The 15,813-nt window shown below is 43.0% G+C and carries 11 protein-coding genes and 1 tRNA gene; all 12 read left to right on the top strand.

Features of this window, described 5'->3' with window-relative positions; translation table 11 throughout:
* Positions 1-88: 88 nt before the first annotated feature.
* The 12 genes from uvrB to Q9312_RS18905 all read left to right on the top strand — a co-directional run bounded on the left by uvrB (position 89) and on the right by Q9312_RS18905 (position 15,811).
* Positions 89-2,089, top strand: coding sequence for an excinuclease ABC subunit UvrB (uvrB, locus tag Q9312_RS18850; protein WP_309202408.1), 2,001 nt, complete (start codon positions 89-91; stop codon positions 2,087-2,089).
* 84 nt (positions 2,090-2,173) lie between these two features.
* A complete protein-coding gene (gene galE, locus Q9312_RS18855; RefSeq protein WP_309202409.1) occupies positions 2,174-3,190 on the top strand; it encodes a UDP-glucose 4-epimerase GalE in 1,017 nt (338 codons plus the stop codon).
* Positions 3,191-3,273: 83 nt separating this feature from the next.
* Positions 3,274-3,350, top strand: a tRNA-Val gene (locus tag Q9312_RS18860).
* Between the two features lie 2,275 nt (positions 3,351-5,625).
* A complete protein-coding gene (locus tag Q9312_RS18865; RefSeq protein WP_309202410.1) occupies positions 5,626-6,303 on the top strand; it encodes an MlaC/ttg2D family ABC transporter substrate-binding protein in 678 nt (225 codons plus the stop codon).
* A gap of 11 nt (positions 6,304-6,314) precedes the next feature.
* A complete protein-coding gene (gene rfaH / locus Q9312_RS18870; protein ID WP_309202412.1) occupies positions 6,315-6,836 on the top strand; it encodes a transcription/translation regulatory transformer protein RfaH in 522 nt (173 codons plus the stop codon).
* Positions 6,837-7,057: 221 nt separating this feature from the next.
* Positions 7,058-9,601 (top strand): SLBB domain-containing protein, encoded by a 2,544-nt coding sequence (locus Q9312_RS18875; RefSeq protein ID WP_309202413.1) that lies wholly within the window; start codon positions 7,058-7,060, stop codon positions 9,599-9,601.
* A 56-nt stretch (positions 9,602-9,657) separates the two neighbouring features.
* The gene (locus Q9312_RS18880; RefSeq protein WP_309202414.1) at positions 9,658-11,166 is read left to right on the top strand and encodes a capsule assembly Wzi family protein; all 1,509 of its coding nucleotides are present in this window, start codon (positions 9,658-9,660) and stop codon (positions 11,164-11,166) included.
* A 61-nt stretch (positions 11,167-11,227) separates the two neighbouring features.
* The gene (locus Q9312_RS18885) at positions 11,228-12,151 is read left to right on the top strand and encodes a Wzz/FepE/Etk N-terminal domain-containing protein (RefSeq protein WP_309202415.1); all 924 of its coding nucleotides are present in this window, start codon (positions 11,228-11,230) and stop codon (positions 12,149-12,151) included.
* A gap of 28 nt (positions 12,152-12,179) precedes the next feature.
* Positions 12,180-13,247 (top strand): dTDP-glucose 4,6-dehydratase, encoded by a 1,068-nt coding sequence (gene rfbB, locus Q9312_RS18890; protein WP_309202416.1) that lies wholly within the window; start codon positions 12,180-12,182, stop codon positions 13,245-13,247.
* The gene (gene rfbA / locus Q9312_RS18895) at positions 13,244-14,125 is read left to right on the top strand and encodes a glucose-1-phosphate thymidylyltransferase RfbA (RefSeq protein ID WP_309202417.1); all 882 of its coding nucleotides are present in this window, start codon (positions 13,244-13,246) and stop codon (positions 14,123-14,125) included. Before rfbB ends, rfbA begins: the two co-directional genes overlap by 4 nt.
* Complete coding sequence (gene rfbC, locus Q9312_RS18900) at positions 14,122-14,670, top strand: dTDP-4-dehydrorhamnose 3,5-epimerase (protein WP_309202418.1); 549 nt, start codon at positions 14,122-14,124, stop codon at positions 14,668-14,670. The genes rfbA and rfbC overlap by 4 nt, the downstream gene beginning before the upstream one ends.
* Before the next feature lie 7 nt (positions 14,671-14,677).
* Positions 14,678-15,811 carry a DegT/DnrJ/EryC1/StrS family aminotransferase gene (locus Q9312_RS18905; protein ID WP_309202419.1) on the top strand — a complete coding sequence of 378 codons (1,134 nt, stop codon included), beginning with the start codon at positions 14,678-14,680 and terminating at the stop codon, positions 15,809-15,811.
* Positions 15,812-15,813 lie beyond the last annotated feature (2 nt).

Here is a 15,813-nt window from a genome sequence, read left to right on the forward strand (position 1 = left end):
ATCACTGACTTAAGCCCTCAGTGACTCGCAGATAACCGTTGCCTTCGATATAATTTACCTCTATTTCGGCCTCAACGTTGGAAATTTCATGTCGCAAAGCTTTAAGATCAACACGCCCTTTGCTCCAGCTGGGGACCAGCCAAAAGCCATAGAGCTCTTGTTAGAAGGGCTCGACGATGGTTTATCGCACCAAACCCTACTCGGGGTGACCGGTTCAGGTAAGACTTATACCATGGCCAATGTGATTGCTCGATCTCAGCGCCCCACATTGATTATGGCCCCGAACAAAACCTTGGCTGCGCAACTCTACGGAGAAATGAAAGAGTTTTTCCCGAATAATGCCGTGGAATATTTCGTGTCTTATTATGATTACTATCAGCCGGAAGCCTATGTGCCGACAACGGATACATTTATCGAAAAAGATGCTTCGATCAATGATCACATTGAGCAGATGCGCTTGTCTGCAACACGAGCTTTACTAGAGCGCAGAGACGCCATTATTGTGGCATCGGTTTCTGCCATTTACGGTTTGGGCGATCCTAAGAAATTCCATTCGATGGTGATGCACTTAAAGGTTGGCGACGAAATTGATCAACGCGGTGTGTTACGCCGACTGGCTGAACTTCAGTACACGCGAAACGATCTTGAACTGCAGCGAGCGACCTACCGAGTTCGCGGTGATGTGATTGATGTATTTCCGGCAGAATCTGAGCGTGATGCCATAAGAGTCGAGCTATTTGACGAAGAAATTGAGTCAATCAGCCAGTTTGATCCGCTAACGGGAGAGGTAATTAAGAAACTTACCCGAGCAACTATTTTTCCTAAGAGCCACTATGTTACTGGTCGGCAAACCGTCTTAGATGCTATTGAATCGATCAAAGATGAGTTAAAACATCGGCTTACTTTCTATGAAAAAGAACACAAACTTATTGAGGCGCAACGGATTGAACAGCGAGTGAAGTTTGACATTGAGATGATGATGGAACTTGGCTATTGCTCGGGGATCGAGAATTATTCTCGCTATTTATCGGGCCGTGCCGAGGGCGAAGCGCCGCCTACCTTGATTGACTATCTACCGGATGATGCCTTGTTGATCATCGATGAATCTCACGTCACGGTTCCGCAAATTGGAGCCATGTTTAAAGGCGATCGATCGCGTAAAGAAACCTTGGTTAATTATGGCTTTCGATTGCCGTCTGCGTTGGATAATCGGCCGTTGAAGTTTGAAGAGTTTGAACGCCTTGCTCCGCAGACTATTTTCGTGTCGGCAACGCCTGCAAATTATGAACAAGAACATTCCGGACAAATTGTTGAGCAAGTTGTTCGACCAACCGGACTACTCGACCCGCAAGTCGAAGTGAGGCCGGTATCGACTCAAGTCGATGACTTAATGTCTGAAATTCATCTGCGAATAGAACAGGGCGAGCGAGTATTAGTCACCACGTTAACCAAACGAATGTCAGAAGACCTCACCGATTACTTAATGGAACACGATATTAAAGTTCGATATTTACACTCTGATATCGACACAGTTGAGCGAATGGAAATTATCCGTGATTTGCGTTTGGGAGAGTTTGATGTGTTAGTCGGTATTAACTTATTGCGCGAGGGATTAGACATGCCCGAGGTGTCACTTGTTGCGATTTTAGATGCTGATAAAGAAGGTTTTTTACGTTCCGAGCGATCACTGATACAAACCATCGGTCGTGCCGCTAGAAACCTTAACGGTAAAGCCATCTTATACGGTGACCGCATCACTAAATCGATGCAAAAAGCCATCGATGAAAACAATCGCCGTCGTGAAGTTCAGCAGGCCTTTAATGAAGCCAATGGAATAACGCCACAAAGTGTTAAACGTGCCATTGCCGATGTGATGGAGCTGGGAGGACCAAGCAAACAAGGCAAGGTTCGGTTAGCGAAAGTTTCAGACAAAAAGGGTAAATATCAAGCGTTAACACCGGCGCAAGCGGAAAAAGAAATTCAGCAGCTCGAAAAAGAGATGATGAATTGTGCTAAGAATTTAGAGTTTGAAGAAGCCGCGAAGATTCGTGATAGAATTAATAGCATTCGAGATCAAGCTTATCGATAATTAGGCAATTCGCGCAACGACAAGTGCGATGCTTATATTGATAATCGAAGGTTAACAATGAAACGGTAAAGGATATCAAGGACGATGAGTAAAGTATTAGTGACCGGTGGAACAGGATATATCGGAAGCCACACGGTTTGTCAGCTTCTACAGCAAGGACACGATGTTTTAATTTTGGATAATTTAAGCAATTCAAGTCTGGCTGTGCTTGAGCGAATCGAAGAAATTACTAATCAAAAGCCTGAATTTGTTGAGGGTGATATACGAGATAAATCTTTGCTCAACTCGATTTTTTCTCAGCATGATATTCAGTCAGTCGTCCATTTTGCCGGACTTAAAGCGGTGGGAGAATCTAATGAAATTCCGCTGACTTATTATGACAACAATGTCAGTGGCACCATTACCTTATGTCAGGTGATGGCTGAACACGGCTGCAAGTCATTGGTGTTTTCTTCTTCCGCTACCGTTTATGGCGATCCGGCTTCCGTACCCATCACCGAAAGTTTTCCGACCAGCACCACCAATCCATACGGTGCAAGTAAGTTGATGGTTGAAAATATTTTGAAAGATCTGCAAGCCTCTGATCCTGCGTGGACGATTGTATTGCTTCGTTATTTCAACCCAGTTGGCGCTCATCAAAGCGGCTTAATTGGCGAAGATCCGGCAGGAATTCCGAATAATTTATTACCCTATGTCACTCAAGTCGCGGTCGGCAAGCTGGCTCAGTTATCTGTGTTTGGAGATGATTACCCAACGCCAGATGGTACGGGGGTGCGGGACTATATTCATGTCGAAGATTTAGCTGCAGCGCACGTCAATGCCGTTTCGCGTCTAGAGAACTTTTCTGGAACATGTACATTCAATCTAGGTACAGGTAACGGATATTCGGTTCTGGATATTATCAAAGAGTTTGAAGCCGTTACCGGAAAGAAAGTACCTTATCAAGTTATTGAGCGGCGAGCAGGTGATATCGCTGAATGTTGGGCGGATCCATCACTGGCCAATAGAGAACTTGAATGGAAAGCCACTCGAGGCCTAGAAGAAATGCTCGCCGATGCTTGGCGGTGGCAATCGCAAAACCCCAATGGCTATAGAGATTAAATACCCAAAAGCCTCAAAAAAGAGCTTGCAACGCCTAAAATGAGTGGGTAAGATACGCGCCTCTTTTGAGAGTCCTTCTCAATAGGCGCGTAGCTCAGTTGGTTAGAGCACCACCTTGACATGGTGGGGGTCGTTGGTTCGAATCCGATCGCGCCTACCATTTTATCTCTTGCACAATCGTTCTCGGATGAGAACCAACGAAGTTGGTCGACAAAACTGTCTGGAACAGTTTTGAACGTCGGAGCTTGGCGACGACGGCCTGCTCGCAGGTCGAAGGCGGGACGCCGGAGATAATCCGATGAATTTTGTTAGAAAGTCGCGCCTACCATTTTATCTCTTGCACAATCGTTCTCGGATGAGAACCAACGAAGTTGGGCTCCGATATCTTTTTGTACCTTGGTTTTAAGTTTAGCTTTTCTACCACTTGATTCTGCAGGTTTCGCCTGCTGGCGACAGTCTTTTGTCAGGCGATACAAAAGACTGAAAAAAATCTGTGCTCCTGTGAGTCAGCCCTTGCGGGTATCCTGTGACTTCTCATCTCTTGTTGCGCCATCGTCTACGCTCGTCCTGAGCGGAGCCGATTGACGCCGGCATCCATGCCGCCGTCCGCAGTCAAGATGTTCCGTCACAGGCTGACTCAAAGTCGCGAAAGAATGCGTGCGATGTTGAGGTTGAGTAAAGCGACTGTGACGCAGCGAGTGACGATAGGCCTCGCGGTCATGAAACAACAGGGACGTTGCTTCAAGTTCACTCGGCTCAGGAAGAGCCTAGTGAACGGTGACCGAAAGAGGGCTGTTGGCACTCGGTACCCGAAGGGCTAGTCATTGGAGCGGAGGGCATTTTGCCTTCTTTGGTGCTCCTGCCAAAGAAGGTCGCCGTCGGGCGAAATGCGATTTGAAACTTAAATGAAAGCGTTAATCCTTAATTGCAGGTTTCGCCTGCTGGCGACAGTCTTTTGTCAGGCGATACAAAAGACTGAAAAAAATCTGTGCTCCTGTGAGTCAGCCCTGCGGGTACCCTGTGACTTCACATCTCTTGTTGCGCCATCGTCTACGCTCGTCCTGAGCGGAGCCGATTGACGCCGGCATCCATGCCGCCGTCCGCAGTCAATATGTTCAGTTACAGGCTGACTCAAAGTCGCGAATCCCGTCGCCTTCTGTGTTCTCAACTTGATGTTTCCGAAGGGCCAGTCACTGGAGCGGAGGGCACTTTGCCTTCTTTGGTGCTCTTGCCAAAGAAGGTCGCCGTCGGGCGAAACGCGACTTTTAATTTAAACGCTGATCTTTGATTGCAGGTTTCGCCTGCTGGCGACGGCCTTTTGTCAGACGATACAAAAGCCCGGAAAAAATCTGTGCTCCTGTGAGTCAGCCCTGCGGGTACCCTGTGTCTTCACATCTCTTGTTGCGCCATCGTCTACGCTCGTCCTGAGCGGAGCCGATTGACGCCGGCATCCATGCTGCCGTCCGCAGTCGAGATGTTCAGTCACAGGCTGACTCAAAGTCGCGGAAGAATGCGTTCTATGTTGAGGTTGAGTAAAGCGACTGTGACGCAGCGAGTGACGATAGACCTCGCGGTAATGAAGCAACAGGGAAGTTGCTTCAAGTTCGCTCGGCTCAGGAAGAGCCTAGTGAACGGTGACCGAAAGAGGGCTGTTGACACTCGGTACCCGAAGGGCTAGTCATTGGAGCGGAGGGCATTTTGCCTTCTTTGGTGCTCCTGCCAAAGAAGGTCGCCGTCGGGCGAAATGCGATTTGCAACTTAAATGTAAGCGCTAATCCTTAATTGCAGGTTTCGCCTGCTGGCGACAGTCTTTTGTCAGGCGATACAAAAGACTGAAAAAAATCTGTGCTCCTGTGAGTCAGCCTTTGCGGGTACCCTGTGTCTTCACATCTCTTGTTGCGCCATCGTCTACGCTCGTCCTGAGCGGAGCCGATTGACGCCGGCTTCCATGCCGCCGTCCGCAGTCGAGTTGTTCAGTCACAGGCTGACTCAAAGTCGCGGAAAACCATTGCGTTTTTGCTTACTTTTATCGCTCGAGATAAAAGTGAGTCGCCTTCGGGCGAAACGCGATTTGCAACTTAAATGTAAGCGCTAATCCTTAATTGCAGGTTTCGCCTGCTGGCGACAGACTTTCGTGGCTCGGAACCCGAACTTACTCGCTCGTTCCTGTGTTTTCAAAAGCCCAGTAAAAATAACCACTCACTATTGCCAATTTAGATGTTTCTTTAACCTTTGATTAATCAGTCACAATTCGAACCAAGAATACCCAGAGTTTGCTGCCAAATCAGAACTTTTGCTGATCACTGACTTCTAAGCGTGTCAGGTAATTATGGGTGAATTAACCACCTATTATTTAAGACTTTGTGGTACAATTCGCCGCAGTTTTAGAGACCGAAAATACCCGTCAGTCTCTCATTGATATAGACAGAGAACTTATGCGTAATTTGATTCTAAAAACGTTGCTTCTTATATTGATTTTCACGCCTTCATTGTTGATTGCGGAGCAAACTCCGAAAGCCTTTTTTGATCAGCGTTTAAACGAAGTATTCTCAAAACTTCGGGAAAACCCTGAAAACTATAAAAATTTAGACACCTTAGTCCCGCTGGCTGAAGAGTACATTTTGAATCACTGGGACATTGATGCAACCTTATTGGCTATGATAGGTCGAACCCATTGGGAGTCGATAGCATCTAATGACAAAGTAGCGTTGAACCAAGCTTTCCGAACCACTATGTTGCGTTACTTCTTAGAAGCCTATTCGTATTATGATGGTCAACCGGTTGAGTTGACGGACGTTAGTCTCAACAAAGCTGAAGATAAAGGATGGCTAAGAATAAATATTGTGCTCGATTATGCTCCAGATATTCCTGTCGATATCAGCATCGCTAAAAAGGATGGCCAGTGGCTGTTTCGTGATATTCGTTTTCAAGGGATTCGTTACACCTATATGAAACGGGACTTTTATCAAGGAACAATCGAAGATAAGGGCGTGAGTGGACTGATTGATAGTTTGAATCAGAAGAATCTGCATTTTTTTCAGGTTTTAGAGCAAGCCACCGCGGCTAACCGTGCTGCTGAAGCTCACTCAGCCATCATTTCAAGCTCGAAGTAAAAGGAGCCCTTATGGTCGAACAAGACTGTCAAGAGCGGCAATGGTTCCTCGTGGCGACGAAACCTAAACAAGAAACTCGAGCAATAGAGCACCTCCAAAACCAATCTTTAGACGTTTTTGCTCCTCAATTGTTAGTTGAGAGAGTTAACCGTGGCAAAAGAGTTTGCCGAGAAGAGCCGATGTTTCCGGGGTATGTATTTGTGGCTAGCAGCAAACACCAGCCTGTTGCATCGGTGCGTTCGACGCGTGGTGTCCGTGACTACGTGCGCTTTAACGGACAGCCAGCAAAGGTTTCGCCCAAAGTCATCGAAGAAATTCAGACCCGGGTTTCGAGTCGCGCTTCAAGCCAAACCGTTGACTCGCAATTACCAAAGGCGGGTGAAAAGGTACGTCTAGTGGACGGCCCCTTTGCAGGAATCCAAGCAATCTTTGAGTCTCTCGACGGTGAAGAGAGAGTTATTTTACTGCTGAATATTTTAGGCAAGACTCAACGTTTATCTGTTAGCCTAAAAGAAGTAAGCACTAACCTTTAGAGGCTCTATTTTCAAGGGTTAATTATTGAACAATGGTCGAGAAAATATTGAATTTTTCATTTCAAATTAAGTCGACTTTCTTTACAATAGCGACCAAATTTTGAGAAGTGTTTCACACTTTTAGGCACTCTGATAGCCTGAAATCAGGGGCGGTAGCGTGTCTAAAGCATGGCTGGGGTATACTTATTGCCCAAAGCTTTACCAAAACAATAAGACGAAAGATGATGAAATTTATTAAAATCGGATTTTTATTCCTATCTTGTTTCTCCCTTGTTAACGGTTCTGCAGCGCAAGCGTCGGTTGATCTATCACAAGCAAAGCAGATGTGTGCTAATGCGACCGCTCAACAAAAACAAATGGCGAAAGCGGCGGGTTATGATCTGGATTCTTTATGTACACAACTAAGTAACACCTCGGCGACTGCCGGCTTGTCTGCAGAAGGTGATAAATTGACTCAGTTGTCGGCGAGAAAATCGACTCAAGCTGAACAGCAACTGCTGATACCGGCGGAGCAGCACAACCCACTGTCGTTGTTTACTCCAGAGCAAATTGCCGCAATGACGCCAGAGCAATTAGCCAAAGTGATTGAGCAACTTCAGGAGCAAGAGCAAGTTGAAGAGAAAGAGCCTGTCAAACCCTTCGGCTATGAGTTATTTGCCGGCGAACCCGAAACTTTTACTCCAAATTTAAATGTACCGGTTCCTACAAACTATGTAATTGGCCCGGGTGATACCTTTCAAGTTCAATTGCTGGGCAAAAACAATCAGCTATTGACACTAGCCGTTGACCGAAATGGTCAGGTTTCTTTCCCGGAGTTGGGGCCGATTATGGTGACCGGCCTGACTTTTGATGCTGCGCGAGAACTGCTTAAAAGCCGCGTAAACCAACAAATGATCGGGGTAGAGGCGAGTATCACTCTGGGTGAATTACGTTCGATTCAGGTGTTTGTTTTGGGTGAAGTCTATAAACCGGGCGCTTACACGGTATCGTCCCTTTCAACCATGACCAATGCGTTATTTGTGAGTGGTGGTGTTAATGACATTGGCTCACTTAGAAATATCCAACTAAAACGTCAAGGCAAACTCATTTCATCGCTCGATTTGTATGATTTGTTATTAAAAGGTGACACACGTGATGATGCTCGCTTAATGCCCGGCGATGTGATTTACATTCCACCTGTTGGTACAACCGTCACCGTTGATGGCGCGGTTAAACGTCCTGCAATTTACGAATTGAAAAATGAAACGACCGTTAAGGAAGCTGTTGCAATAGCCGGAGGTTTAAGTGCAACGGCCTTTTCTAAAGAAGCTCAAATTTCCCGTATTGACGACAATGGGTTTACGACTTCATTACAAGTTGACCAGCCACAATCTTCCAGTGTTAAGGTCAAATCTGGCGATACCTTGATCATTCAGCAACGCGTTGAAGTGCGCCGCGGTGTGGTTAAATTATCGGGTCATGTGTATCGACCAAAACAAATGGCCTGGCGTTCTGGGTTACGGGTATCTGATCTTGTGCGATCGCTTGATACTTTAAAGTCACTCCCTCAGTTAAATAGCGCCATTTTAGTACGAGAAACTTTGCCGTTAAGAACCTTGACCATAGAGGTAGTTAATCTCAACCAAGCCATGGCAAAGAAAGGTTCTAATTTTGATACTGTTCTACAGCCTCAAGATGAACTAATTGTTCTCGGCTTTACTGAAGAGCGCAATGAACAGCTAGAGGCCTTAATTGAAGCATTAGAAAAGCAAGCTTCTGCAGGGCACAGTGCTAAGTTAGTGTCGGTATCAGGGTTAGTTCGTTTTCCAGGTCGTTATCCATTGGCCGTAAATATGAATGCAAGGGAGCTAATTGAAATGGCTGGGGGGTTAGCAGAGTCAGCCTACTCCCTTAACAGTGAAGTGACCCGAATTTCTCTTGCCGATCCTGAAAATACCAAAGTCGAGCATCATTTTATTGACCTAACTGATACGAATAACCAATTTAAACTGCAGTCTCGAGACGTACTCAACGTTCGCCAAAGACCAGAATACAGAGAGTTTGCTACTGTTGAAGTCAGAGGAGAGGTGAAGTTTCCGGGCGTCTACCGAATTAAAAAAGGAGAAACGCTTCGCGATTTAATGAAACGTGTTGGAGGCTTTTCTGATTTTGCTCATATTGAAGCTGTGTTATTTACTCGAGCGGAATTAAAAGAAAGAGAAGAAAAACAGTTACAACAACTTCAAGAAAAGCTGAAAGCCGATATTGCCAACTCACAGTTAGAACAGTCTAACGTAGGCAAGAGTGCAAATTTATCGTCTCTTGAACAGCTTTCTGAAAACTTAGGCTCAACAGAAGCTCTAGGACGACTGGTTATTGACATGGAGTCGATTCTAAACGGCAAGTCTGAAGATGTTATTTTAAAAGACGGAGATAGTTTAGTTGTACCTGCATTCCGACAGGAGGTTAGTGTTGTTGGTGAGGTTCAATACCCAACTTCGCATTTGTTCGACCCTTATTTAACCTTTGAAGAATACATTCAGCGTAGTGGAGGTGAAACTGACAAATCTGATGATGAGCGAATTTATATCGTCAAAGCAGATGGATCAGTTGTTCTCCCTTACCGATCCGGTTGGGTTAACGCGATTGGCGTTGAAATTGAGCCTGGCGATACGATCGTAGTTCCACTGGATGTTAATGCTACTAATGACCTAGCACTGTGGACGCAAGTCAGTCAAATAATTTATCAGCTTGCACTTGGAGCTGCAGCAATCAGTCGACTGTAATTTAAACTTAATAGTGATTAACTAAATCTTAATTAAACTAGATATTTTTAGGGATTATGAAAAAACTTTTCTTAATGTGTTTATGGTTAACTTTGACTGGTGTGCCGCTAACAGGTCGAACTGAGCCTTTCATCAAGACCGACGATGCTTGGCTAAGAGCGGATATTGAAACTCTTGCGAATATAGGCGTGATTAAATCTCCTGTTTCAACTTATCCGTTAACATGGGGGCCTATACTCAAAGATTTGAGTGAAGTTAAATTAAATAATATTTCTGAACAATATCATACAACTTACTTTCGAGTGCTGCGTAAAGGCAGAAGTGAAACCGGTAAAAACAGCAATTACTCTGAAATTCGCGCAAATGTCTCGCAAGAAAATCAAATGTTTCGATATTTTGGTGACTCGGCCAGAGGTGAAAGAGAGTTGTCAACGCGAGTCACCGGAATGAGCAATAATTTTGCGTGGAATCTAGAAGTAACTTTATCTCCAGACTCGATTGATGGAGACGACAAACGATTTGATGGAAGTTATTTTTCGGCCATTGCTGGAAACTGGATATTTTCTATCGGACAGATTGAGAAGTGGTGGGGGCCTGGTTATCAACATTCTATTATTATGTCGAATAATGCCAAGCCAACACCTGCGTTTATGTTTCAACGAAATTATTCTGAGCCATTTGAAACGCCTTTGTTAAGTTGGATGGGACCTTGGACTTTAACTTCGTTTGTTGGGATGTTAGATGATAGTCGAGTGGTCAATGATGCAAAACTTTTAGGTTTAAGTCTTTCCTTTAAACCACTTCAAAGTTTGGAGATTGGCTTAAGACGAACTGCACAATGGGGAGGCGACGGTCGACCCGAGAATTTCGACTCGTTTACTGATTTGTTAATTGGTTTAGATAACTGCGATGAAGGCAACTTAACCTGCGATGATGAGTTTTCTGAACCGGGAAATCAGTTAGCGGGAATTGACGTAACTTGGAGGCCACTCACATCGATTCCAGGAGCTTTATATTTTCAAACCGTTGGAGAAGATGAGGCCGGATACATGCCTTCGAAAAAGTCTTGGATGTATGGTGCAAGTTTTCCTTTGCTATTTAACGATAGCCCAATCACCGTAAATTTTGAAGTTATTGATACGAGTGTTGATGGAGATGGTAATGACCCTAGTATACCATTCACAGGTTACAATGTTCTCTACGAGCACTCTATTTACAGTACTGGTTACCGTTATCGTGACCGTTCGATAGGCTCAACTCTGGATAACGATTCTGTAGGAAAGCACCTCTCGATGATTTATGAGTCTACAGACTATGGAAAATTCGTCATACGACTTTCTAATTTAAATATCAATCAGGATAATGAAGATCGCCCAGGAGTAGGTGGAAATTATGTTTCTTCGAACGAACTGGAATTTTCTGAAATAATTGTTCGATGGAACTGGAAAACCTCTGGATATGGCGAGTTTACCTACACGGGAATTTTTAGAGATGAGCAAGTGATAAGTAATCTAGGTGCCTTAGACAAACAGTCGTTAGGCATTGAGTGGAAGTATAAGTTTTAAGACCTAAAAACGGATAGCTGTCTGACAGTAGGGTTGCAGCTTAGATAAGAGAGATAATTGGATGACTAAAAATAGCGTCTTAGAAGAAAAGCAAATTGAGTTGTTGGATTTAATTAAAATAGTTTTCCAATATAAGTGGTATATAAGTGTCGTTGTAGTATTATTTGCTGCGTTTTCGGTAACCTACTCGCTTCTGGCAACTCCTATCTATACTTCAACTGCAATCGTTGCTCCAAACTCCCAAGCTGGTGACTCTATGTCTAAAATTGCCGGTCAATTTGGAGGATTAGCTTCAATAGCTGGGATTGATCTTGGTGGCGGCGGAAATGATGATAAAGTTGATATTGCTCTTAAGGTCTTAACGACTTGGGGTTATATCGAAACTTTTGTTGAAAAACATGATTTAGCAAAAGATCTTTTAGCCGTTGAGAAGTGGAACAAAAACACTCGCAAAGTTATATATAACCCTGATGTTTACGATAGTGAGTCGGGTAAGTGGAAAGGAGAGTATGCCGAAGCACCTCCCTCTAGCTGGATTCTCTATGCTGAATTCTTGCTGCATATTAATGTTGCTGAAGACAAAAATAGCAGCTTTATTGAAATTTCGATTGAGCACGAATCACCTGATATTGCTAAAAAATGGGTCGATTTAATTATTAAAGACATTAATGACTACATGCGCGAAGTTGATGAAAAAGAAGCGCGAAATAAAATTAGTTATTTAGAAAAACAAATTTCTGAAACCAATATCGCTGAAATGAGAACTATTTTTTATCAGTTATTAGAACAACAGTCAAAGACATTAATGCTTGCAGATGTTAGTGATGAATATGTATTAAAAACGATTAGTAGTGCGAAAGTGGCTGAAGAGAGAACTCGACCAAAGCGAGCCGTTATTGTTGTTATTTCAACATTCTTAGGTGGCATGTTTGCTGTTTTTACTGCAATTCTTTATGGCGTCTTTCGACGAGAACAATCTAAATAGTTCACTCTATAATTTGAAGTAGGATTAAATGAAAGTATTAGTCACTGGGGGAGCAGGGTTTATTGGCTCCGCTCTCATAAGATATTTGGTATTAGAAGAAAAGATATCGGTCATTAATCTAGACAAGCTTACTTACGCTGGCAATTTAAACTCTCTTAAAGAAGTCGAAGGCAACAGCCTTTATCAATTTGTAAAGGGAGATATTTGCAATAGTGAGCTTTTAGACCAGATTTTAGAGCAGCAACAGCCAACAGGAATCATACACCTAGCCGCTGAAAGCCATGTTGATCGGAGTTTGGATGCTCCTGATGCGTTTATAGATACTAACATTGTAGGAACCTTCCAGTTATTAAAGGCCGCCAGAAAATACTTTAGTACTTTAACGGAAGAGTTGAAAAAAACGTTTAAGTTTCATCATGTCTCTACTGATGAAGTTTATGGTGACTTAGCAGATAGTGGGTTGCTATTTACTGAAGAGACAAGCTACGACCCTAGCTCTCCATATTCTGCATCTAAAGCGGCTTCTGATCATTTGGTCCGGGCATGGGGGCGAAGTTATGGATTGCCGATAGTCGTAACAAACTGTTCGAATAATTATGGCCCTTATCACTTTCCCGAAAAGTTGATCCCACATGTCATTCTAAATGCTGTTTTTGGTAAGCCGATTCCAGTGTATGGTGATGGATCGCAAGTTCGAGATTGGTTGTATGTTGAAGACCATGCTCGAGCACTTTTTACCGTGTTCAAAAATGGCAAGTTAAACAGTACTTACAATATCGGCGGTCACAATGAAAAGACAAATTTAGAAGTAGTAAAAAAGATTTGTGAAGTATTAGAGCGATTAAAGCCTGAGAAGCCAAATGGGATTGGTAATTATTCTGAGTTAATAGAATTTGTTAAGGATCGTCCGGGTCATGACATTCGATATGCGATAGACGCTTCAAAAATTGCAAAAGAACTAAACTGGTCGCCAATAGAATCTTTTGAGACTGGAATCGAAAAAACAGTTCAGTGGTATTTAGAGAATTCATGGTGGTGGTCAGACGTTCTTAACCATAAATATGAACTAAGTAGACTAGGAGATAAAACGGTTTGAGTAAGTATAAAGGGATAATCTTAGCTGGAGGAACGGGGTCTCGATTGTTTCCCATAACTCTTGGAGTATCGAAACAGTTATTACCTATTTATGACAAACCGATGATTTATTACCCTTTATCTGTGCTAATGCTTGCGGGTATTCGGGATATTTTAGTTATTACCACTGAAAGTGATCTGTCTGCCTATAAAAACCTTTTAGGCAACGGTAGTCAGTTTGGTTTAGCCATTGATTACAAAGTACAGCCCAGTCCAGATGGATTAGCGCAAGCATTCATCATAGGTGAAGAGTTTATAGGCAACGATAATGTCGCTTTGGTTCTTGGCGATAATATTTTTTATGGCCAGCATTTTTCCGATAAATTGAAGTTAGCGACTCAAACCACTACAGGAGCTACCATTTTTGGCTATCACGTAACTGATCCTGAACGCTTTGGAGTTGTTGATTTTGATGTTAATGGTAAAGTTCTATCGATTGAAGAGAAACCTCAGTCTCCCAAGTCACATTACGCAGTGACAGGTTTATACTTTTATGACAATGATGTCATTTCCATAGCAAAGGGGTTGAAGCCTTCCGCGAGGGGTGAACTCGAAATTACCGATGTAAACAAAGCTTACCTAAGTAGAGGTGATCTCAACGTAAGTTTACTTGGAAGAGGATTTGCTTGGCTCGATACAGGTACGCATGAGTCATTACTTGAAGCTGGACAGTTTGTGCAAACGATTGAGCATCGGCAAGGACTAAAAATTGCTTGTTTAGAAGAAATTGCTCTTCACAATGGTTGGATAACCAAAGAGCAGGTTGAACAAATCGCTTCAAAGATAAAAAGTAGTACGTACGGGCTTTATCTTCAAAGTTTACTAAGGGACGGAAAATGAAACTTGTAGAGAAAGCACTTGGTGATGTTGCCCTGTTTGAATCGACGGTTTTTGGTGATGATAGAGGTTTTTTCTTTGAAAGCTATAACGAGAAAGTATTCAACGAATTAGTTGGATACAAGGTCACTTTTAAACAGGATAATCACTCTAAGTCTCAAAAAGGAGTGCTTAGAGGGCTGCATTATCAATTGAATTCACCTCAAGGTAAGTTAGTGCGCGTAATCAAGGGAAGTGTGTTTGATGTAGCGGTTGATTTAAGAAGGTGCTCTAGTACATTTGGTCAATGGTATGGAGTAACTTTAAGTAGCGAAAATAAGAACTTAATTTGGGTACCGCCCGGGTTTGCGCATGGTTTCGTCGTATTAGAAGATGAAACTGAAGTTTTATATAAAGCAACGGAGTTTTACGCTCCTAAAGATGAGTATTCAATCTTATATAATGATCAAGATATAGGTATTAATTGGCCGAAGTTAGACTCTGAAATACTATTGTCAGCGAAAGATACTAATGGGCTAACTTTTGCTGCGGCCCCATATTTTAAGTGAGAGAAAAATGTCGATACAATTGTTTACCCCGAATTTCCGTGTTGAAGAATGTCTAGAAGAGGTTCGTGAATGCCTTGAAAAAGGTTGGACTGGTCTAGGCTTTAAAACTCAAGAAATAGAAGAAAAATGGAAAGAATATACGAAGCTGCCTTATGCTCACTTCTTGTCTTCTGCTACCGCTGGTCTTCATTTAGCTCTAGAGATTTTCAAGAGAGAAAACGGCTGGGACAATGATGATGAAGTCATTACTACACCACTAACCTTCATCTCGACAAATCATGCAATTCTTTATGCGGATATGAAGCCTGTGTTTGCTGATGTCGATGAATATCTATGCTTGTGCCCTGAGAGTGTTGAAAAAGCCATAACAAGTAAAACCAAAGCGTTAATTTTTGTTGGCATAGGTGGTAATGCGGGGCAGTATAATCGTATTAGAGAACTTTGTACGAAGCACAATATCAAGTTGGTCTTAGATGCCGCTCATATGGCTGGCACTAGAATTAATGGAAATCATGCTGGATTCGATGCCGACGTTTCTGTTTTTAGTTTTCAAGCAGTAAAAAATTTACCAACTGCTGATTCCGGAATGATTTGCTTCCAAGATGAAGCATTGGACAAACGAGCTCGAAAATTATCATGGTTAGGTATTGATAAAGACACCTTCGCTCGATCTGCGAACAAAGGGGCTTATAAATGGCGGTATGATGTCGATGAAATAGGCTATAAGTATCATGGTAATTCTATTATGGCTGGTTTAGCACTTGTAGGTTTGAAATATTTAGACAGAGATAACGCTTTTAGAAGGCAGTTGGCATCTTGGTATCGTAGTGAACTAAAAGATTGTGATGGTTTGACTGTCGTTCCGGTTTCGGGAGACTGTGAGTCTTCTCATCATTTAATACAAATTCGTGTTCAAAATAGAGATTCGGTTTTACAGAAATTAAATGACGCACAGATATATCCTGGCGTTCATTACAGCTCTAATATTGAATATGGACCTTACAAGCGAGAGTTAAGTGACTTTCCGAAGTCAACGGCAGCTAGTAACGAAATTATTTCATTACCTATGCATATGAATTTAACTTTTAATGATGTCGTAGCGATCACAACTGAATTAAAACGCATTGTCTCTGCTTCTTAAAC

Source organism: Pleionea litopenaei (assembly GCF_031198435.1).
GTDB classification, from domain to species: Bacteria; Pseudomonadota; Gammaproteobacteria; order Enterobacterales; family Kangiellaceae; genus Pleionea; species Pleionea litopenaei.